This is a genomic window from Pseudomonas phytophila, assembly GCF_025643095.1.
GTDB lineage: Bacteria > Pseudomonadota > Gammaproteobacteria > Pseudomonadales > Pseudomonadaceae > Aquipseudomonas > Aquipseudomonas quasicaspiana.
Genome location: NZ_CP081201.1, coordinates 3290990 through 3310834 on the forward strand (window position 1 = coordinate 3290990; position 19845 = coordinate 3310834).

General features: G+C 58.9%; 16 protein-coding genes. 6 read left to right on the forward strand and 10 right to left on the reverse strand.

The genetic code is table 11. From position 1 onward, the window contains the following. Positions 1 to 35: 35 nt before the first annotated feature. The 6 genes from K3169_RS14950 to K3169_RS14975 all read right to left on the reverse strand — a co-directional run bounded on the left by K3169_RS14950 (position 36) and on the right by K3169_RS14975 (position 7634). Positions 36 to 1268 carry a M20 family metallopeptidase gene (locus K3169_RS14950; protein WP_263267033.1) on the reverse strand — a complete coding sequence of 411 codons (1233 nt, stop codon included), beginning with the start codon at positions 1266 to 1268 and terminating at the stop codon, positions 36 to 38. Further along, positions 1243 to 2892 (reverse strand): dipeptide ABC transporter ATP-binding protein, encoded by a 1650-nt coding sequence (locus tag K3169_RS14955; protein WP_122708866.1) that lies wholly within the window; start codon positions 2890 to 2892, stop codon positions 1243 to 1245. The genes K3169_RS14950 and K3169_RS14955 overlap by 26 nt, the downstream gene beginning before the upstream one ends. After that, positions 2889 to 3722: an ABC transporter permease gene (locus tag K3169_RS14960; RefSeq protein WP_263267034.1), complete on the reverse strand. Its 834-nt coding sequence runs from the start codon at positions 3720 to 3722 to the stop codon at positions 2889 to 2891. Before K3169_RS14960 ends, K3169_RS14955 begins: the two co-directional genes overlap by 4 nt. Then, the gene (locus K3169_RS14965) at positions 3715 to 4662 is read right to left on the reverse strand and encodes an ABC transporter permease (RefSeq protein WP_095101458.1); all 948 of its coding nucleotides are present in this window, start codon (positions 4660 to 4662) and stop codon (positions 3715 to 3717) included. The genes K3169_RS14960 and K3169_RS14965 overlap by 8 nt, the downstream gene beginning before the upstream one ends. A gap of 15 nt (positions 4663 to 4677) precedes the next feature. Then, positions 4678 to 6249 carry an ABC transporter substrate-binding protein gene (locus K3169_RS14970; RefSeq protein WP_263267035.1) on the reverse strand — a complete coding sequence of 524 codons (1572 nt, stop codon included), beginning with the start codon at positions 6247 to 6249 and terminating at the stop codon, positions 4678 to 4680. 92 nt (positions 6250 to 6341) lie between these two features. Then, positions 6342 to 7634 carry a M20 family metallopeptidase gene (locus K3169_RS14975; RefSeq protein WP_263267037.1) on the reverse strand — a complete coding sequence of 431 codons (1293 nt, stop codon included), beginning with the start codon at positions 7632 to 7634 and terminating at the stop codon, positions 6342 to 6344. Between the two features lie 70 nt (positions 7635 to 7704). Here K3169_RS14975 and K3169_RS14980 point away from each other — a divergent pair, with 70 nt between their 5' ends. After that, a complete protein-coding gene (locus K3169_RS14980) occupies positions 7705 to 8475 on the forward strand; it encodes a GntR family transcriptional regulator (protein ID WP_099271415.1) in 771 nt (256 codons plus the stop codon). 187 nt (positions 8476 to 8662) lie between these two features. On the opposite strand, the gene K3169_RS14985 is transcribed toward K3169_RS14980, so the two are convergent. The 4 genes from K3169_RS14985 to K3169_RS15000 all read right to left on the reverse strand — a co-directional run bounded on the left by K3169_RS14985 (position 8663) and on the right by K3169_RS15000 (position 12340). After that, a complete protein-coding gene (locus K3169_RS14985; protein ID WP_263267038.1) occupies positions 8663 to 9637 on the reverse strand; it encodes a GlxA family transcriptional regulator in 975 nt (324 codons plus the stop codon). Between the two features lie 4 nt (positions 9638 to 9641). Then, positions 9642 to 10184: a cysteine hydrolase family protein gene (locus tag K3169_RS14990; RefSeq protein ID WP_122708861.1), complete on the reverse strand. Its 543-nt coding sequence runs from the start codon at positions 10182 to 10184 to the stop codon at positions 9642 to 9644. A gap of 116 nt (positions 10185 to 10300) precedes the next feature. Further along, positions 10301 to 10447, reverse strand: coding sequence for a DUF2256 domain-containing protein (locus K3169_RS14995; RefSeq protein ID WP_099271412.1), 147 nt, complete (start codon positions 10445 to 10447; stop codon positions 10301 to 10303). Positions 10448 to 10801: 354 nt separating this feature from the next. Continuing rightward, positions 10802 to 12340: a cryptochrome/photolyase family protein gene (locus K3169_RS15000; RefSeq protein ID WP_263267039.1), complete on the reverse strand. Its 1539-nt coding sequence runs from the start codon at positions 12338 to 12340 to the stop codon at positions 10802 to 10804. 221 nt (positions 12341 to 12561) lie between these two features. Here K3169_RS15000 and K3169_RS15005 point away from each other — a divergent pair, with 221 nt between their 5' ends. The 5 genes from K3169_RS15005 to K3169_RS15025 all read left to right on the forward strand — a co-directional run bounded on the left by K3169_RS15005 (position 12562) and on the right by K3169_RS15025 (position 19844). Then, complete coding sequence (locus K3169_RS15005) at positions 12562 to 13236, forward strand: HAD family hydrolase (protein WP_027899612.1); 675 nt, start codon at positions 12562 to 12564, stop codon at positions 13234 to 13236. Positions 13237 to 13560: 324 nt separating this feature from the next. Next, positions 13561 to 14682 (forward strand): AAA family ATPase, encoded by a 1122-nt coding sequence (locus tag K3169_RS15010; RefSeq protein ID WP_231677029.1) that lies wholly within the window; start codon positions 13561 to 13563, stop codon positions 14680 to 14682. Then, on the forward strand, positions 14679 to 15113 hold the full coding sequence (locus K3169_RS15015) for a hypothetical protein (protein WP_099271409.1): 435 nt from the start codon (positions 14679 to 14681) through the stop codon (positions 15111 to 15113). Before K3169_RS15010 ends, K3169_RS15015 begins: the two co-directional genes overlap by 4 nt. Beyond that, positions 15113 to 16951, forward strand: coding sequence for a hypothetical protein (locus K3169_RS15020; RefSeq protein WP_263267040.1), 1839 nt, complete (start codon positions 15113 to 15115; stop codon positions 16949 to 16951). Before K3169_RS15015 ends, K3169_RS15020 begins: the two co-directional genes overlap by 1 nt. After that, positions 16944 to 19844: a bpX6 domain-containing protein gene (locus K3169_RS15025; RefSeq protein ID WP_263267041.1), complete on the forward strand. Its 2901-nt coding sequence runs from the start codon at positions 16944 to 16946 to the stop codon at positions 19842 to 19844. The genes K3169_RS15020 and K3169_RS15025 overlap by 8 nt, the downstream gene beginning before the upstream one ends. Position 19845 lies beyond the last annotated feature (1 nt).

Below are 19845 nucleotides of genomic sequence, written 5' to 3' on the forward strand. Positions count from 1 at the left end.
TCAAGCCTCGCACTCAGAATCCGGGTACGCTTGAGTTACTCAGCAACCTCACAAATGCTGAGGATGGCCAGGATATAGACACGCACCATGTCCAGATAATCGCTGATGTGTACGCGTTCGTCCGGCATGGTGTTGAACTTGCCGCCCGGACCGCAGACCACGCCTTGCATGCCCAGACGCTGGTAGAAATGCGCAGCGTCAGTGCCGAAATAAGCGGGCGGGGTGATAATCCCGGTCGGCTGCGGCTCGCCACGAACCTGCTCATAAGCAGTGTTGACCGCCTTGACGATCAACGAGTCATGGGACACCTCGAACGGCGGCATCAGCGGCTGGTTGTCACTGTCATTGATCAGCGTTGCCTGTAGTCCGGGGAATTGCTCGCAGAGCTGATCCAGCAGGCGCTGCAAATCAGCCAGCACTGACTCCACGGTTTGGCCCGGTGTGTAGCGGGCCGAACCGCGCAGGCGCAGAAAGTCTGCAACCTGTGGCGGACGCCATTCTTCAAGATCACGGCCCAGCGCACCTCGCACCACTCCGATATGGCCGCGATTGACCTTCTCATGCTCCGGCGAACGCGCGCCGCTGAAGGTGATGCCGTTGATCTGCGGGATCAACTGCACCGCAGCGGTGATCACGTCTACTGCTTCCTCGCGCTTGGACAGGTGACGTGTGTCGCCGGTCAGCTCGATGACGAACATCAAAGAGCCCACATGCAGAGTCACGGCCTGCAGGTCGGTGGGTTCTGAATTGATGAAATAGTCCGCCTTCACACCTTGCTCGATGGCCGCAATGGTCCCGATGCCACCCTGCAGTTCACCCACCACATAAGTGAGGATCACATCGCCCTTGAGCTTGATCCCGGCATCGATCAAGGTTTTCAGCGCGCAAAAATAGGCTGCATCACCAGCCTTCATGTTGGAAACACCGATGCCGTAGATGAACTCGTCATCAATCTTTCCGGCCCACGGATCCACCGTCCAGCCTTCAGTCACCGGGTTGGTGTCGAGATGCCCATTGAACAACAAGCTGTGACCGCCGCCCTGGCCCTTGAGCGTGCCAATGGCGTTCAGGCGTTCGCCCGGCACCGGCATCAGTCTGGCGTCCAGCCCCAGCTCCGCCATTTGCCCTGCCATGTACTCGGCCAGTAGCCGTTCTTCGGGGGTGGCGCTGTAGCTTTTGTGCTGCACCATGCGCGCCAGAAAATCCAGGCAGTACGCCTCGTCAATGCGGTCGAGTAGCGCTTCAGACGTCATGCTGTGGCTCTTCATCAATGCGCTCCAATTCATTCAAAGGCTGCGGCACTGCGTCGAGCAGGGCGCGGGTATAGGGGTGAGTGGCCTGAGCGGCCATGTCCACGGCGGGCAGAATTTCCAGCAGATCACCGCGGTACATCACGGCAATCCGGTGGGCAATCTGCCTGATCAGATTGAGATCATGAGTAATGAACAGGTAAGCAGTGCCGTGCTGGCGGCGCAGTTCCAGTAGCAGTTCGATCACCGTGGCCTGCACCGAAACGTCCAGCGCGGCGGTGATTTCATCGCAGATCACCAGTTCAGGGCGGGCGGCAAAAGCGCGGGCGATGGCGACACGCTGTTTTTGTCCACCCGACAACTCGTGGGGATGGCGAGTGGCAAAGTCTTCTGGCAAACGCACTTCGCGGAGCAGGCGTGCGATCGCCTCCGCTTCGGTTTCTCCTTCGTTCAAGCCATACAGACGCAGCGGTCGGGATAGGATCTGGCCAATCGTCTGTCGTGGATTAAGCGAGGCGTCCGGGTGCTGAAAGATGATCTGCACCTTGCGCCGGTAATCGCGATCCATTTGCGCAGGGCCGCAGATCGGTTTGCCGTCGAAATACATAGTGCCGGTAAACGGCGTCAAGCCAGTCAGGGCCTTGGCGAGGGTTGATTTACCCGAGCCGGACTCGCCGATGATGCCGAGAATTTCGCCCCGCGCCATGCTCAGGTTCATGTCGCGGGCGCCCATGGACGGCACGGATTTACGCCGCAGCAGACTGTCCAGCAAGCTTGGCCGCCCGTAGCGGACGTTGAGGTCGCTGACTTGCAACAGTGCGGGGCCGACGGATCTCTTTTCATCCAGCAGACGTTTGTCCGCAGCCGGAACAGCCGCCACCAGACGTTGCGTGTAAGGATCACTTGGGGCGCTGAAAATGCGTCCGCCACGAGCCTGTTCGACGATGCGCCCCTGATTGAGCACGCACACCCGGTCCGCAACGCGCGACACCAGCGCCAGGTCATGGGAGATATATAAAGAAGCAACGCCGGTTTCTTCACGCAGACGGCGAAACAACTGCAGGATCTGCGCTGAGCTGATCACGTCGAGTGCCGTGGTCGGCTCATCGAAAATCAGGCACTGCGGGCGACAGGCGAAGGCGGTTGCGATCAGCACACGTTGCTTCTCGCCACCGGAGGCTTCGTGGGGGAAGCGCTTCATCATTGCGGCAGGGTTTTTCAGATCAACGTCGGCCAGCAACTGTTCGCCCAGGGCCCAGGCCTCGCGATAGCCCAGATCCCGATGGCGGGTCAGGACTTCAACCACTTGCTCGCCGAGGCTGAGGGTCGGATTAAGCGATGCGCTAGGGTCTTGAAAAATCATGCCCAGGCGACCGCCACGCAGCTTCTCCACCTCACGTTGAGGCATTTGCAGCAGGTTTTCGCCTTGCAGGCTGATGCTGCCGCCCATCTCCCGGGCATTGCTGGCCAGGTAACGCATGATTGCCCAGCCAAGGGTGGTCTTGCCCGAGCCGGACTCACCGACCAGCCCGACGACTTCGCCGGCAGCAACACTGAAATCAATGTTTTGCAGGACGTTCAGGGCGCCTGTGGGCAATTGATAGTCGAGGCTGTAGTCAGCCACTTGCAAAACCGTACTCATGAGCGCTGCCCCTTGGGATTAAGGGCATCGCGCAAGCCATCGCCCAGCAGATTGAAGCCGATCGCAATGACGGCGATTGCCAGGCCCGGCATCAGCATCATCCATGGAGCCTGGAAGAAGTAGCGCCGCGCTTCGGCAACCATCAGCCCCCATTCAGGCTGGGGCGGTTGTGCGCCAAGACCGAGGAAACTCAAGGTGGCAAACAGCATGATCGCGAAGGCCACGCGGATGGTCGCCTCGACAATGATCGGTGCGACGATATTGGGCAACATCTCCCGCACCACGATGTAGGCGGTGGATTCACCTCGGGCGATTGCGGCATTGACGTAGTCCTGGCGGCGGGCTGCGAGGGCAACGCTGCGGGCGATACGCGCCATGCCTGGCACGAAGGCAATGGTGATCGCCAGTACCGCATTGAAATCGCTTTTGCCGAGCGTGCTGACAATCAGCATTGCAAATAACAGCGTGGGGATTGCCATCACCGCATCCAGCGTTCGCATCAGTGCTTCGTCGACGCGACCGCCGAGGTAACCGCTGACAGTGCCCAGTAATGCGCCGATGAGCATCGCCATGGCGGTAGCAAACACTGACAGCGAGATCGTTGCCTGAGCCCCGACCAGTACACGACTGAGGATGTCGCGGCCCATCTGGTCGGTACCCAGCCAGTGCGTCAGGCTGGGCGCTTTGTAGCGGGTGAGAATTGAAATGGCTTCCGGGTCGAACGGGGCCAGCGCGGGCCCAGCAATGACCAGCACCACCGCCAGCAGCAAGATAAGACTGCCCAGCAAGCCTTGCGGCGTTGTCAGCAGCCGGTAGAAAACATTACGCATATTGAATTCGCCGGTCGAGATAGGCATAGGTCAGGTCAGCCACAAAGTTGACCACGCAATAAGTAGCGGCAAGGATCAACACACCGCCCTGAATCGCCGGCAAGTCGCGAGCGGCGACTGCTACCAGCAGTTCGCGGCCGATGCCGGGAATGTTGAAAATCTCCTCGACTACGACGATGCCGCCCAGCAGGTAGCCCACGTCCAGCGCGACAATGGTGATGGTCGGCAACAAGCCGTTGCGCAGCGCATGACGCAGCAATACCCGCCGCCGCGTGAGGCCTTTGAGGCGTGCGGCGCGTATATAGTCGGTTTCCAGAACGTCGATCATTTCCGAGCGCACCATGCGCGAGACGTGGGCGACCATGATCATCGACACCGTCAGCGTCGGCAGAATCAGGTGGCGAATGCCTTCGACGACGTTATCGCCCAGCGGCACATAGCCGGTCGCCGGTAGCAGTTGCCAGAAATCAGCGAACAGCAGAACCAGCAGCGTGGCCGTGACGAACTCGGGCAACGACACGCCGATGTACGACAGCACGCCGATGATCAGGTCGACCGGACGTCCTCGGCGCACAGCGGCGATGATTCCCAGCGGAATCGCCACCGCCAGCATTAGCAGCAACGAGCAGCTCGCCAGCAATAACGAGCGGCCCAGCGCATCAAGCAGCGAACCGAGTACCGGCTGGCCATTGCGCATCGACACACCCAGGTCGCCTTGCAGAACCCCCATCAACCAGTGACTGAATTGCAGCCAGGCGGGCTGATCCAGCCCAAGCCTGGCACGCAGCGCTTCAAGGGCTTCAGGCGTGGCGTTCTGGCCCAGCAACGTCACCGCTGCATCTGCCGGGAGCAGTTGCGTGATGGCAAAGACCAGCAGTGAAACGATCAGCAGGGTGTACACGACCAACAGCAAACGCTTGGTCAGATAAGCAGCAGTCACAGGTTTATCCTCGGTTCATCCACGCTTGGGCGCGCTGTCGTCCAGCCACGCCTGATCGAGCCGGAACACTGCACCGCGTGGGTGCAACTGGTAGCCCTGAACGTAGTTGCGTTGCGCGGCCAGCACATCGAAGAACGTCGGAATCAGCGATGGCACCTGCTCGTGCATCAGTTTCTGCGCGGTGGCGTACAGGGCGGCGCGCTTGACCGGGTCATCGGTGCCACGGGCTGCAGTCACTGCTGCGTCGAAATCGGCGTTGTTCCAGCGGGTTTCATTCCAGGCGGCATTCGAGGTGTACAGCAGCGAGAACACCGCGTCGGCGGAAGGCTGCATGTTGTAGAAGCCGACGTAGAAATTGCCTTTCTTCCAGACCTGATCCAGATAAGTGCTGTTGGCCATGGTCGCAACATTGATGTTGAAGCCGGCTGGCTTGGCCATTTCGCGCACAGCAATACCCAGTTGAGTACGGGTGGACGGTTTGTCCGAAGCCACCAGCGTGATGTCCAGACCATTGGGATAACCGGCGTCGGCCAGCAGTTTCTTGGCCTGATCGATATTGGCCTCTCGCAACGCGATATCGCTGTGGTAGCGATAAGCAGCATTGAGCGGGGTGTCATTGCCAGGAGTCCCAAAACCTTCCGCCACAAAATCCACGAGGGCAGCGCGGTCGACGCAAAGAGACAGCGCCTGACGAACCCGCACATCGTTGAACGGTGGCTGATCGCACGCCATGTTGATATTCAGAAACTGCCCGGACGGGACGCGCAGGCCTTTTACGCCGCTGGCATCACTGAGACGGCTGAACTCTGTGGCTTGCGCCGAGAGCATCAGGTCAATGTCGCCTGACATCAGCGCCGAGCTTTCCGCGGACGGATCGGGATAGACGCGGATTTCAATACGATCCAGGTGCGGGCGCTCCGGGTCATGAAAGTGTTCGTTGCGGGCGACCACCACCATGCGTTCCGGTTCGAACGACACCAGCTTGAACGGACCGGTGCCCACCGCTTCGCGGGACAGTCGAGCCAGATCGCCTTGCACAATTGCAGCCGGGACGATCTTCGCGTCCGGGTAGGCCAGGCTCACAGGCAAGTCAGCATATGGAGCGCTGGTGGTGATTTTGACGCGCAGGTCATCCAGCGCTTCGACGGTTTGAATCGGGCCGATGTTGCGCAGGCCGGGCGAAGCGGTTTTGGGATCAAGGATCGCTTGCAGGCTGGCGGCGACGTCCTTGGCGGTGCAGGCGCTGCCGTCGTGGAATCGCAGGTTGCTGCGCAACGTAAAGGTCCATTCGGTCAGCGTATCGTTGTGGCTCCAGGATTGCGCCAGATCCGGTTCGGCCTGCATGTCCTGGCTAAGGCGGGTCAGGCCGTTATAAAGCAGTTCGCTGAGCAGATACTCGGGGTTAACCCGTGCCAACAGCGGGTTGAGCATGCCCACCGCCTGGTCGACGCTGATACGCAGCGTGCCGCCTTTGCGTGCAGCAGCCGTAGCCCATAGTGTGCCGGAAAACGGCAGCATGGCCGCGCCGGTAACGATGGCGGAGGTGGTCAGAAAACGACGACGGTTGAGCCTGAAAACGTTAGTCATGGCGATACTTCACTTAGCAATGAGTGGGCATAGGGCAGCCAGGTAAAAAGCCGATAACCAGTCTTGATGCCGGTCTTCGGTGTTTCCAGTGTTCAGTCAGCAGGTGATTCAAAAGAATCCGGCGAATCGAAATCAGCGGCCAGATAGGCCAGAATCGACTGCGCCAGAGCCACCAGGTCGCTGCGTGTGGTGTACTCGTCCGCAGCATGAATACGGCTTTCCGGGCGGATCAGTCCACCCAGCAGAATCTCCTGAATCCCGGCTTGCTGCACCCAGCCCATGTCGGAACTGCTCGACGAGCCATAGCACTGAAACTGCTCCGGGGTGAAACCGAAGCCAACGCCCAGCGCAGCCTGCCAACGTGGCCAGTGGGGACCTGTAGGGTCGGCCACCGGAGCCAGATGACCAATAACTTCATGCTCGACGGACAACGCTTCGCTATCCGCCATGGCGCTCTCAATGCAGTTTTCCAACTCGGCCATGACCTGCTCGTAAGGCTCCTGCGGCGCATAGCGGCGATTGATCAGAATCTCGAACTGCGCGGGGACGGTTGATCCCTTGCTGCCACCGTGGGCGGCGGCCAGTGTCATGCGTGAAATCAGCGGGGCGCCGTTGTAATGCGGCGGCGAGGGCATCGGCCAGGCTCGTTTTTGCACGTCGAGCTTCAGGCTGTGCAGCGCATTAAGCAGCGGCAGGCTCTGTTCAATGGCATTGATTGCATTGACCGGCTCACCGGAGTGCGAGGAGCGGCCTTTGACCGTTATCTTCAGATCGATACTGCCAAAGCAGCCCGCCCAGATCCGGGGTGCTGCGCCGCCGTTGAAGCTGAGGATGTGGCCTTCGACCAACTGTTGTTCGGCCAGATAACGGATGCCTGGGTACAGGCCGCCTTCTTCGTCAGTGCACAGCAACAACGCCGGGCAATAGCGCAGCGGCAACTTGAAACGCTGGGCTGCACGCAAGGCGGTGAGGGTAGAGGCGATGCTGCCTTTCATGTCAGCGGTGCCGCGGCCAATAAGTTTGCCTCCGACCTCGGTCAGTTGCAGCGGTGGCTGAGTCCAGCCGTCGCCCGGCGGTACGGTATCGACATGGAAATACAGGCTGCAGACTTCCTGATCGCCGCGCTGGCGAGCGACAAGATTGATGCGTTCGCCATAGGCTTCGCCGCTGCGGGTCTGCCACAGTGCTTCGGGCACTGTAACGCGGCGGGTGTCCATCCCTAACGGCGCGACCAACTCATCCATGAGGTCGGCGAACGCGCCGTAGCCCGCTCCCGGAGGAAAACAGGTGTCTACCGCGATCATGCGTTGCAGATCGTGGATGAGCGAATCATGATCCGCCTCGATCGACTCGAGTGCCTGTTTCAGCGCCGCATTCGTCGTCATTTTTCGCTCTCGATGTATTTCTATATAGTTTATAGTTAAGTATCCATGCACGGCCCGTCAAGGAAAAAAGATGACAGACAACAACCCGCCGCCTGCACCTGTGAATTTCTCGCGATTGAGCGAAAACGACAGCGCGCCCCTTTATGAGGTGGTCAAACGGCACATCTCCGAGGCGATCCTTCTCGGCGAATGGGCCAGCGGCACGGTCATACCCAGTGAGAATGCTTTGGCGGCCGATTTCGGCGTTTCAGTTGGCACCATCCGCCGCGCTTTGGCCGAGCTGGTGTCCGAAGGGATGCTGATGCGTCGGCGCAAGACGGGCACCGTGGTGACGGGCTGGGCTCCGCTTCACAACCTGCGTTATTTCTTCCAGTACTTCCGTTTGCACAATAAGGAAGGCGCGCTGCTGAAATCGCGCACCGTGTTGCTTGATTATCAGTTGGGGGAGGCGAACGCCAAGGACGCTGAAAAGCTCCTGATCGAAGAGGGCAGCCCGGTCTATCGCTTGCACCGTCTACGCAGCATCGATGGTGTGCCCGCGATGCACGAGCAGTTCACGATCGTGGCCAGTAAAGTGCCGGATTTTCCTGGCCCGGACGAACTGCCGGAGCTGCTCTATCGCTATCTACTGGAGCAATACGGCCTGCGCGTTGCCGCTGTGCGGGAGCAACTGACGGCCGGGCTGGCCAATGACGAGGATTGCCGGTTACTGGAACTGACTGCGCCCCATGCGGTGATGATCATTGATGCGGTGTCTTTCGATCAGGCCGCCACGCCGGTGATGATGACGCACCAGCGCGCAAGTACTGAGCACTTCATGTACGTCAACGAGATTCGGTAGGCTGCGTGCTCTTTGCTGGGCCGGCAAGGCGATATTCTGACTACCGTACTTGAGATTGCGTAGGTCCTGTGGGAGCGAGGCTTGCCCGCGATGGCGACACCGCGGTACGTCTGAAAAACTGCGGACTTTGATTTGCAGGCAAGCACCCAAGGATCTATATCCTGCTGTCAGTGCGTCAACAGCTTATTCAACCCGAGCGGCTTTCCGACGGTGGCGTGGCCTCATACTTGCCCCAGATCCGCCGCAAATGTCGCGCCGATCCAAACCCGGCACGCTCGGCTATCGCTTCCATATCAAGGGTCGATTGGGCCAGCAGTTCACGGGCGACGCTGACGCGCAGCCGGTGCAGGTAATCAAGCGGGCTGATGCCTGCGTGCTCTTGAAACAGGCGCGCCAGATGTCGGCTGCTGGTGCACGCCAGGCTTGCCATGCGGGTAACACTCCAGTCTTCACAAGGCGCCGCAGTGATTGCGTCCTGCACACGGTGCAGCGCGGGATGCAGATGATTGCGCCCGGCAATCCAGGGCGATAGTTGCGGGTCAGCGCCGCCACGACGCATGTACACCACCATGTCCCGCGCCACAGAACAGGCCAGTTGCGGTCCCGCCAGCTCTGCGACCAGATGCAGCATCAGGTCGATACCTGCGGTTACACCAGCGCTGCAACTGATCGGCCCGTCAGTGACATACAGTCGGTTCTCCAGCACCCGCGCGTTGGGTGCAATGGTTTGCAAAGTGGCGCACAGAGAGTGATGAGTCGTGCATTGCCGACCCTCCAGAAGGCCCGCTTTAGCGGCGATCAACGCTCCTGCGCAGATGCACACCAGCCGGTTTCCTGATGGCTCAAATACCCGTTGCAACCAGTCAGTGACGACCACGCTGGCCTGCTCGAACTGAAGCTGCTGTGCGGGTGTTGTCCCGGTGGTAGAGCCGACCAGCACCACCAACGTCCCAGGCATCAGAAACTCTGGCAGTGGTGCCAAACCGGACAATGGCAACCCGATTGAAGATTGCAGCGACGCAACCGGGCTGACGTACTGCAGATCAACCTTCAGCGCTGTTTCGCTGTCACCTTGCGCGGCAAGCCGCAGTACTTCCGCCGGGCCTGCCAGATCAAGCATCAGCACATTGGGCAGCAGTACAAACAGCACCGGGATCGTCATTGTTTCAACCTTCGAGCGCCTGGGTAACGGTGACGATCCGGGCAAAGCGATCTTCCAGCACCAGTTCGGTACGCTCGCGAATCTCTGCGGGGCTGTAGGTGCGACCGCTGCGTGGGTGAGTCATGGGGAAAGTCAAAGTCGCCTCGCTGACGAAGTCTACGGAGAAGCCGCTGTCTGAGGCTTGCCGTGTGGTGGTTTCGCAACACTGTTCAGTGCGGATGCCGCTGATGATCAGTGAATTGATATGTCTTTCAGTCAGCCAGGCGGCGAGTGGAGTGCCAGCGAACGCGCTGTGAAAACGCTTGTGAATGACCACATCCGGTTGGATGGACAGTTCGTCCAGGGTTTTCACGTGACCTGACGCCAGAGAGAAGTGTCCCTGCTCCTCGACGTGGAAGACTTGTACCACGGGGATGCCTTGCTGGACACACCCGTCAATCAACGCTTGCTGGTTTTTCAGGTAAGTCGGCAGGTCAGTTTCGGACCAGTAGGTAGAGTGGCGGAACGAGTGCTGCACATCAATGACGATCAGGGCTTTGTTACTCATGGTCTGTTCTCTTTGCTCTGTGAGAGGCGTTTAAGAGATCCCATGGTAAGCACACAGCGGTAACGACGATAGACATGGGCAGGACCAGTGCAGGACCGTTTCGGACATCTGGCTTTTTAACTTGAATGCTCGGCGCGCTTGTTTCGTCGACAACGCTCCGAGCAGTAGCGGACTTCATCCCAGCAACGCGCCCACTTCTTGCGCCAGGTAAAAGGCAGGCCGCAGACGACGCAGGTTTTTACGGGCAACTCATTCTTTTTCAATGCATCTCCTGTCCAACAAATGCCACTGCCTGATTTGGAGTGCTTTTCTGTAAGGGCATCCCGGTGTCCCTGACACTACGCTTTCGCTAAGTAAACACGGGACCTGTAGGAGCTGCCGAAGGCTGCGATCGCGGTTTATCAGGAGAAATGCTTCGCAGCCTTCGGCAGCTCCTACAGAAAATGCATTTCAATCCAGTGGTTTGCGTGTTGTTTGATGAGTGCGCTTGCCCGCGATTCGGTGTGCCAGTCGATACATATATTGGCTGCGCTGACGCTATCGCGGGCAAGCGCGCTCCTACAGGTTCTATGTTTGATTCGCGACAGCGCAGCGTCAGGCTTAACAAACGATCTGCTTTAAATCATCTCCCCAGCATCCAGCCTGGTCAGTAACATCTCGCCGCGCTGCCAGAGTGCTTGCTGTTTCGATTCGGGCATGCGATCCAGATTCTTGTAGATCATGCCCATGCGCTGATTGCCGCGCAGAAGGTTGTCGTGACGCATTAGAAAGTGCCAATACAGCGAGTTGAAAGGGCAGGCATTGTCAGCCGTACTTTCAGTCACTTTATAAGCGCAGTCACCGCAGTAATTGGACATGCGTTTGATGTACTGACCGCTTGCGCAGTAGGGTTTAGAGCCGAGGTAGCCACCATCGGCATGCATGACCATGCCCAATGTGTTGGGCAGCTCGACCCAGTCGAAGGCATCCATGTAAATCGCCAGATACCACTCGCATATCTGCGGCGGCGCAATGCCGGCAAGCAGCGCGAAGTTGCCGGTCACCATCAGGCGCTGAATATGATGCGCATAGGCGTATTCCAGGCTTTGACCGATGGCCTGACTCATGCAGTTCATTCTGGTTTTACCGGTCCAGTAGAACTCCGGCAGCGACCTGGTGTTGCCGAATGAATTGCCGCTGGCGTAGTCCGGCATCTTTAACCAATAGACGCCGCGCACATATTCACGCCAGCCGATCAGTTGGCGAATGAAGCCCTCAGCGGCATTCAAGGCAATACTGCCTGCCCAATAGGCCGATTCCACATCGCTGCACAGTTGACGAAGGTCCAGCAGGCCGATGTTCAGCGCGGCGCTGATGCGGGCGTGGAAAAGGAAGGGTTCGTTGCTGGCCATGGCGTCCTGATAATCGCCAAAACCGGCCAGCCCGTAATCCAGAAAATATTCCCATAGAGACTGCGCCTCTGCATGAGTCACCGGGTAGTCGAAGTTATCCAGCGCACCGTAGTGACTGGAGAACCGGGCCCGAACCAGCGCAATGACTTCCTGAGTGATGGCGTCAGTAGAAAAGCGCGCCGGGTAGGGCGCCCGCACGTTCTTGGGCAACGCCTTGCGGTTTTCCGCGTCGAAATTCCAGGCGCCACCGACTGGGGTACCGTCGCCATTGATCAACAGTCGGCTTTTGCGGCGCATCTCCCGGTAGAAGAACTCCATCCGCAGCTGTTTTTTGCCTTGGGCCCAGTCAGAGAATTCGCTACGACTGCAGAGAAAACGCGTGTCGCTGTGCCACTGGATCGCTAGGCCACACGTCTTGATGGAGTGTTCAAGACGCCAGTCGCCGGTTTCGGTCAGGTGAATTTCTTCCGGCTGCAACGATGACTGCCAGCGATGCAACTCGGCAGGCACCGAGCCGCTGTTCAGTGAGTCATCCAGCTGGACGTAGTGAACACGAAAGCCAAGCGCCTTCAAAGCCTCGGCGAAATGCCGCATGGCACTGAAGATCAGGGTGATTTTTTGCGGGTGATGGGGCACATGGCTGGCTTCCTCCATGACCTCGACCATCAACACGGCATCGCGTTCGGCGTCCAGCTCGGCCAGCGAAGCAAGGTCAAAGGACAATTGGTCGCCCAGCACCAGGCACAATCGGCGAACCGCACTCATCAACGCATCTCTCTGTTCAAAACGTCTTTCCTGATGGCTGTAAGCCGAAGTGATGCAAAAACCTGTACCAATGTAAATTCTTGTACAAGTATTTCATAGGTCTTTGTGAATATGGCCGTTCAGCGCATTTGCAAAGGGAACTGAAGAAAAACCGAACACCTCAGTTCACAGGCACTCGAAAAATGGAGACGCCGATTCAAACTCATTAAAGGAACAGCCCCATGCGACCGCAAACTTCGTTCATCTTCGATCTGGACGGCACGCTTACAGACAGCGTTTATCAGAACGTTGCAGCCTGGAAAGAAGCCTTGGACTCCGAGGATATTCCCCTCGCGATGTGGCGCATCCACCGCAAGATCGGCATGAGTGGCGGGCTGATGCTCAAGACCTTGTCGAGAGAAACCGGACTGGACATCAGCGAAGCCCAAGCCAAACGACTCAGCGAAAAGCACGCAGAAGCCTACGAGCGGCTTCAGGGCCAGATCATCGCACTGCCCGGTGCCGTAGAGCTGCTTGATACGCTCAGCCAGGACAACCTCAAGTGGTGCATTGCAACCAGTGGCGGGATTGATACGGCAACGATCAACCTGAAAGCACTTAAGCTGGACATCAACAAGATCAACATCATTACCCGTGATGACGTGAAATACGGCAAGCCTGATCCTGATCTGTTCCTGGCCGCAGCGGAGAAGCTGGACGTGCCTATCGAGGAATGCCTGGTGATTGGCGATGCCGTCTGGGACATGCTTGCTGCACGCCGCTGTAAAGCCACCGGTATCGGCTTGCTATCGGGCGGTTATGACATTGCAGAGCTTGAGCGGGCAGGGGCCTTGCGTGTGTATGAAGACCCACAAGACCTGCTGGAACATCTGGACGAGATCGCCTCACGGCCATGACAGGTGGGGGTCAGGCTGTAGGAGATCTCTCATCGTCCAGAATCCGCGCTGTCGCGCAGCAAACATGGGACCTGTAGGAGTGAGCTTGCTCGCGATTACGTCAGCACAGGCAATATATTCACCGACTGATAGACCGAAATCGCGAGCAAGCTCACTCCTACAGATCCTGTGTTTGCATCGCGACAGCGTGTTGTCAGGAATACTTGGCCGCCCCTATCAAACAATATTCAACTATCCGAAAACTGACATTAATCCTGTTACTGAACTTGTCCGTCGAGGTCGCCGTCAGGCAGAATCTTCGGCTTCAGTTTCAGGGAAGACCCCATGATTGCCTCATTGCAGAGCGCTGCGTTGCACATTCGCCAGGCTGTTCGTGTCGCTACCGAAGGTTTGGTTGGGCGTGAGCAGCTCGCCGAGTTGATTGTTCTGGCTGCCGTTGCCCAGGAGCACATTCTGGTGATCGGCCCGCCGGGCACTGCCAAAAGCGCGGTGGTGCGGCGGGTGGCCCAATCCATGGGCGGACGTTATTTCGAATACCTGCTGGGGCGTTTTACCGAACCTTCCGAACTGTTCGGCGCGGTGGACCTGAAGAAGTTGCGCGAAGGCACCGTTGAAACAGACGTCAGCGGTATGCTCCCTGAAGCCGATATCGTGTTCCTCGACGAGGTGTTTCTCGGGTCTACAGCCATCCTCAATACGCTGTTGGGTGTGCTTAACGAGCGGCGCTTTCGCCGTGGTCATACGCAGATCCAGTGCCCGCTGCGCGTCTGCGTCGGTGCGGCAAATGGCTTGCCCGACGACGAGGCACTGGCAGCGTTCGGTGACCGTTTCCTTCTGCACCTGTTCGTTGAATCAGTCCCTGACAATCAACTGGAGGCCATGTTGGCGGGTGGCTGGCAGTCCGAGCAACGCCCGGTTCAGCAGTTATTGGGCTTGAGCCAGCTGGACACCCTGGGCCAGGCGCTGAAACAGGTTGACCTGACTCAGGTTCGGCCGTCCCTGGCTCGCGCGATCCGGCGTCTGCGTGAGGCCGGTATCCAGCTCTCGGACCGCCGCATCGTCAAGTCTCAGCGACTCATCGCGGCCGCCGCATTGCTGGGCGGACGCCTTGAGGCCAGTGACGCAGATTTGTGGCCGCTGCTGTATGTGTTGCCTACCAAGGAAACCCAGCAGCATGGTCGCGAAGTCCTGCGGGACATCTTTGCGCAGTCCAGCAACAGTCACTTGTTCAGTGCAGTGGAGGAGGCAACCCTGCAGCCGATGTCACGGCTCAGCCGTCTGCTGGAAACGGCGGAGGACTACCTGGCCCGTAGCGAACCACCGGCTAGTGCTTTGCTTGAAGGCTTGCTTCGCGAGATAGATGCCAACTTCAATACGCAGACCATACCGGCACGCTTGCAGGAAGTACGTGGGCAATTAGCCCAGATGCTGTCGACATCGGCATGAGTGCTTACGCAAAGACCTGGAGTTGGCGGCCTCGCCTGACTCCGGCCGAGCCGCGGGCTGCCGTAGCATGGGGCGAGGCAGCCCGGCGCCTGCACGCACGGTTATCATTGGTTCCGGCTGAGCAGGCTGTACGTCTGCAAGTCACCGCCAATCGCGATGTAATGGTGGTGTCCGGTGCTGTTGGCGAATTGCCGTGGGTCGATGGGGTGGAATACGCGGCAATGGATGAGCGTGCGCCCGGCCTATGGTTACCCACCAGTTGGGAGCCCGATGTGCCAATCGATCTACTGGGGCAGGCCTTGTCGTCCAGTTTTTCGCGCTCACCCCTGCTGCTGTGGCGTGAGCCGTCCGCCGTGGTACCCCTGGATCGTCAACTTCCGGTCACGTCGGAGCACTTGCTGATCATCCAGGATTATTGGGCGCAACGCTGATGCAATTACCTGATGGCCTTCAACCCTGGCGGCAGTGGCTCGAATGGTTTGCCCCCGAGCATTTACCCATGTTCGCCGACCTGCTGGGGCGTCTGAATCCACTGCTCGGCCCGTTTCGCGGGCGACAGCAAGGCGGGGTGCCCGAGCCCGACGGCCTGGGTGATCTGCAGCGTCGCGGACCCTATGAGCGTTTACTGTCCAGCGAATGGTTACTGGCCGATGAGGTGCCCGATGAGTTTTTGCGCCGAGCCGCAGCTGGCGAACACCTTTTTGTCGCACCGCAATACCATGCGCGGCAAGCAAATCGGCTGATCGTGGTTTTGTTTGATGCCGGTCCCTTGCAGCTAGGCGCAGCGAGACTGGTTCACCTTGCGCTACTGATATTGCTTGGGCGACGCGCCCAGGAAGCGGGCGCCCAATTGCGCTGGGGCATTCTGCAGCAGGCGCCCGAACTCCATGAACTCGATTCGCCTGCACAGCTCAGACGGCTGCTCAACGCGCGCACTTATGAGGTGGTGACTGACGAGCACTGGCAGACATGGGGTGACTGGCTTACCGAACAGCAACATGATGCCGGGGAGTGCTGGGTTGTCGGGCAGCGTTTGCCCAGAACCGACGGTAAGCTCTGTACCCACAGAGCTCAGGTTCACCGCAGTCTGGACGGGGAGAATCTGTTCTTCGAGCTGCAAAGTTCCAGCACTCGTCGCGTGTCGCTGCCCATCCCGGACGAACAATTCGCACTGCAGCTACTGAAAGGTCAATTCGCCGGGGAAACCATTGAGGCTCCCGTACTCAAAGGCAGCGTGCCGCGTGTATCACTGACCTTGCTGCCGGTCATTGCAAGCGCGGGCACTCACATCGCGATGAAAATGCTCGATGCGCCGGGTGTGGTGTTGATCAAGCTGCCAGCAGCCGGGCAAAAAAAACCGCTCGAAATTCGCCGTCAGCTATGGAACCCGGAATGGACGCCTCTCAGCCTCACATTCATGCACAACAAACTCGGCGGCGTGCTGAGTAACCATCAGCAACTTTCATTCTGGAACATGTCAGGACTGGTTTCTGTCCTTAAACCCGAGCCCGATGAGCTGAAATTACCGCTTGGCACGGCCAGTTTTCTACCCGCCGTCTGGTTGCGGAACAGCACTACAGGCCGTCTGTTTTTACTGGATAACCACGGGCATCTGGCTTTCTGGGCGATAGCAACGTCGCGCTCACCCGCCAAACCCAGGTCAGGTACCACTCACTATCTTGCGGACAAGGTGCTGGGCCTGGCCAAAGTCGACAAGGATCGGGCAGCCTATGTGCGCAGTGACGCCGGGCGTTTATACGCTCACTCGATCAATGCTGAGGGCGAGGTTTCGCCGGCTTACGTGGTGGGCGACGCTAACGGCGTCACTCAGGTGCTGTTTGCCGGTGGCAAGCAATGGAAGAGCGGTTTCGGCGGCTGTGCGCTGCTTACCGTTACGCTTGAGGGCGAGCGCTGGCAACTGGTCGCTGCGCCGAATGCTTCGATGCCGACGCAGACCCTTCGTCTGTCCGGTGGCTGGAAAGCTGTCGGTGTATGGCAGCAAGAGGGCGATGATTACTGCTCGATGGTTGTGTACAGTTCCAGGCAGCAATCCGTCACGCTGCGAAGTGGTGATGGGCAATCGCGTGTGTTGTTCACGACCTCTAACCCCATCGCCAAAATCAGCTTTTGCCCTGTAAGCGGCCTTATCGCCGCCTTGACCAGTGCCACCCGGGAATTACTGGTTTATTCGTTGCCACTCAATGCTCTGCGCCTGCAGATATTCTGCAACGAAACATCGGACGAACACGGGGAAGGCACGGATGCTTGAGCATGACTCGACACTGATTCGCCGTCCGGTGCTGGTCGGTCATCAGCACATTGAAGGGGTATGGTTCTCCCACGAAAGGTTTGACGAGCAGGAACGGGCAAGACTGATCCTCGATCAATGGCAAACGGGTTCAAGCGCCTATCGTTTTGCCGACGGCGACTTGCTGCGCTTTCGCCAACCCCTGTCTGTGATGTGTGAAACCCAGGTGGGCTGGCCGCTGATACGTCAGGGCGACGCACTGTGCTCGGCTCTTCTGACCCCGCAGGAAGCGCGCAGCCTGCCCGCAGCCGATGTCTGGCTGGTGCGTGCCAGCCACGTCAGCGCTTTGCAATTGCGCGATGCGACGCTCATTAATCCAGCGCAATGGCTCGATTTGGGTGGCTACACCTTGCTGGAGACCTATGACTGTCGGCGGGCGTTGCCGGAACCGATTGTTGAACCGCCTGCTGTTGCGTCCGGCGTGCGGGAGATCCTCGGCGGTGCTCTGCGGCCTGTCAGCCCTGAGCGGGAAGAGGTGATGAAGGCGCTGCTGGAACGCAAAGTCAGCGCGCCTGAAAAAATCCCTGATCAGGCTGCCGGTAGACCAGCGGATAACCCGTGGAAGAGCCCCGAGGTGGCATCGCTGCCCTGGCTGAAACTCGGCATCAGCGGGATATTGGTTGCCGCTTTTATCTGGATGGCCGTCAACGATAAGAAGGATCAAACCATTTCGCCGTCGGCGGCAGATTCCCCGGATGTCGGCGCAGTGATTCTGGGAATCCTGATCAGCGCAACGTTGTTTACTCTGTTGCTGCTGTGGATTCGCCGTTTTTTTGTTGGCCAGCCCTCCGGGGGGTATGGGGTGCCTCAATCCCAGAGCCAGCCGGGGATTGCACCGCGCGCCACGCCCACGAAGCCCAGGGTCAATCGATGGCGTCGCTGGCTTACACGCCTGACACTTCGCTCACCGCTTTCCGCGCTCTATGGCAAACGCCAGGCAGAGTACATGCGGCGCATGATGGAAATGTTCGAAGACGGCGATCTGGAAGAAGCCCTGCGCCACGCCATTCCACTGGAAGGTGGCCAGAGCACGGGGGAGCAGGCATTTGGGACTCCGCAACGGCGCCAGGAGCTTGTTGTAGGTGAGCGTTCCGGACCTGCTAACGCGATGCTTTTTGAAGATGACCTTAAAGACCGCCTCAAGCACTTATACCGGAAGTCGTTTGAAAGGCTCGACCGGGAAGGCCGTGTTGAAGAAGCAGTGTTCGTTCTGGCCGAACTGCTGAAAGAGCGCCAGGAAGCGCTCGACTATCTGGAAAAGCACGAGCGGTACCAACAAGCCGCCGATCTGGCCCTGACGTGGGATATGCCCCCAGCGGTGATCGTCCGCTTGCTGTGCCTGGCCGGTAACTGGCAGCGAGCGGTGCAGGTGGCTCGTCGTGACGACGCGTTTGCTGATGCGGTGATGATGCTTGAGCAAAAACAGCCTGAAAGTGCCGGGCGGTTGAGGCTTGAGTGGGCCGAGTCGCTCATCGGCAAAGGGCTGTGGTTGCAAGCCGTCGACGCCATCTGGAGTTTGCCCGGCGAGCGCGCCCGGGCGGCTCAATGGTTACTTGACGCGGAGGCCGCTGGTGGACGTCTTGCCATAAGGGCACTGGTCAAACGAGCGATCCTGTTACCTGACACGCTGGCCGCCTATGGGGAATGGGTGGAGCAGCTTCGCGATGATCCTCAGCGCTTCGCCGAGCGCGCTGCCCTGGCGGAGGCATTGTTGCAGCACCAGAGTCACGCAAAAGCGCTGGCCTGGCTGACCGGCGCAACGATACACGCGATCATTGCCGATGAAGCAAATGGGCAAGGGCGGCTGACCCATAATCAGTTGCAAGCGCTGGTCATAATGAGCAAGGACAAACTGCTCCAGGCTGACCTTCCTGGCAAAGCGTTGCCTCGCCGGGGTAAACAGCCTCTGGATAGCGTTGAGGCGACGCTTGAATGGTCGGCACCCGCAATGGGGAGCAGGGCCATACTGGATGCCGTGGCACTGGAAGACTCGCGTTACTTGCTGGCATTGGGCGAGGCGGGTGCAGTGGTCGTCGACGCATCCGGCAAGCGTCTTTTTCACTTTTCAGTACCGGCGCAAGCCATCGTGATGGCCCACAGCCGACAAGTGGCGCTGGTGCTGGTTCGCCGAAGCGAAGCCTGGCGGATCAGCAAGCTGGACCTGGTTAACCGTACCGCAACGGATCTGGGCGTACATAAGTTCGACGTATTCGCCAGGATCTTCAACGGTTCGTCCTGGACCATTGGGCAAAACCGGCAACTGCGGGTGGTCGACGTGGATCGAGGGTTTGAAACGCTGTGGCATGTCAGTGATCTGCCAGGCCGTCTTCTGGGGCTGAAGGATGATGCTCATGGCGAATACCTCTGGCTTTACGACCCTGAGTCGGGCAGTGAGCTGTGGCATTACCGCCTGCCGGATCGTCGCCTGATGAGCCGCGAACCTGCCTCGAAGACCGTCTTTGATGACGGCCGTCAGTTGTTCAGTGCATCCAGTGACGTCGTCGAAATCCGCATCAAGCGTGAAAGAGAAGATGATCCCGTCCTTGTGATCGAGCAACGTGGCAGCCGCAAGGGCTATCGCTTGCCTGGGTGTATTGAAGGGCCTGAAGACGACCCTGTTGAAGTGCTCCTGCTTGAGCACTGGCTGCTCACTGGTTATCTCGTTTCTGACGATGAAACCCGCTGGCAATTCATCCACCGCAATAGCGACCGCCTTTGCGCGACGCTGCAATGGCCTCGACCCGAAGTGAGGACACGCCTGTCAGGAGCCGACTGGCTCATGTTTGACGATCAAGGGCGGTTGAGTCATATCAATGCGGAAGAGGGCACTCAGCGCAATTTGACGATCAACTAAG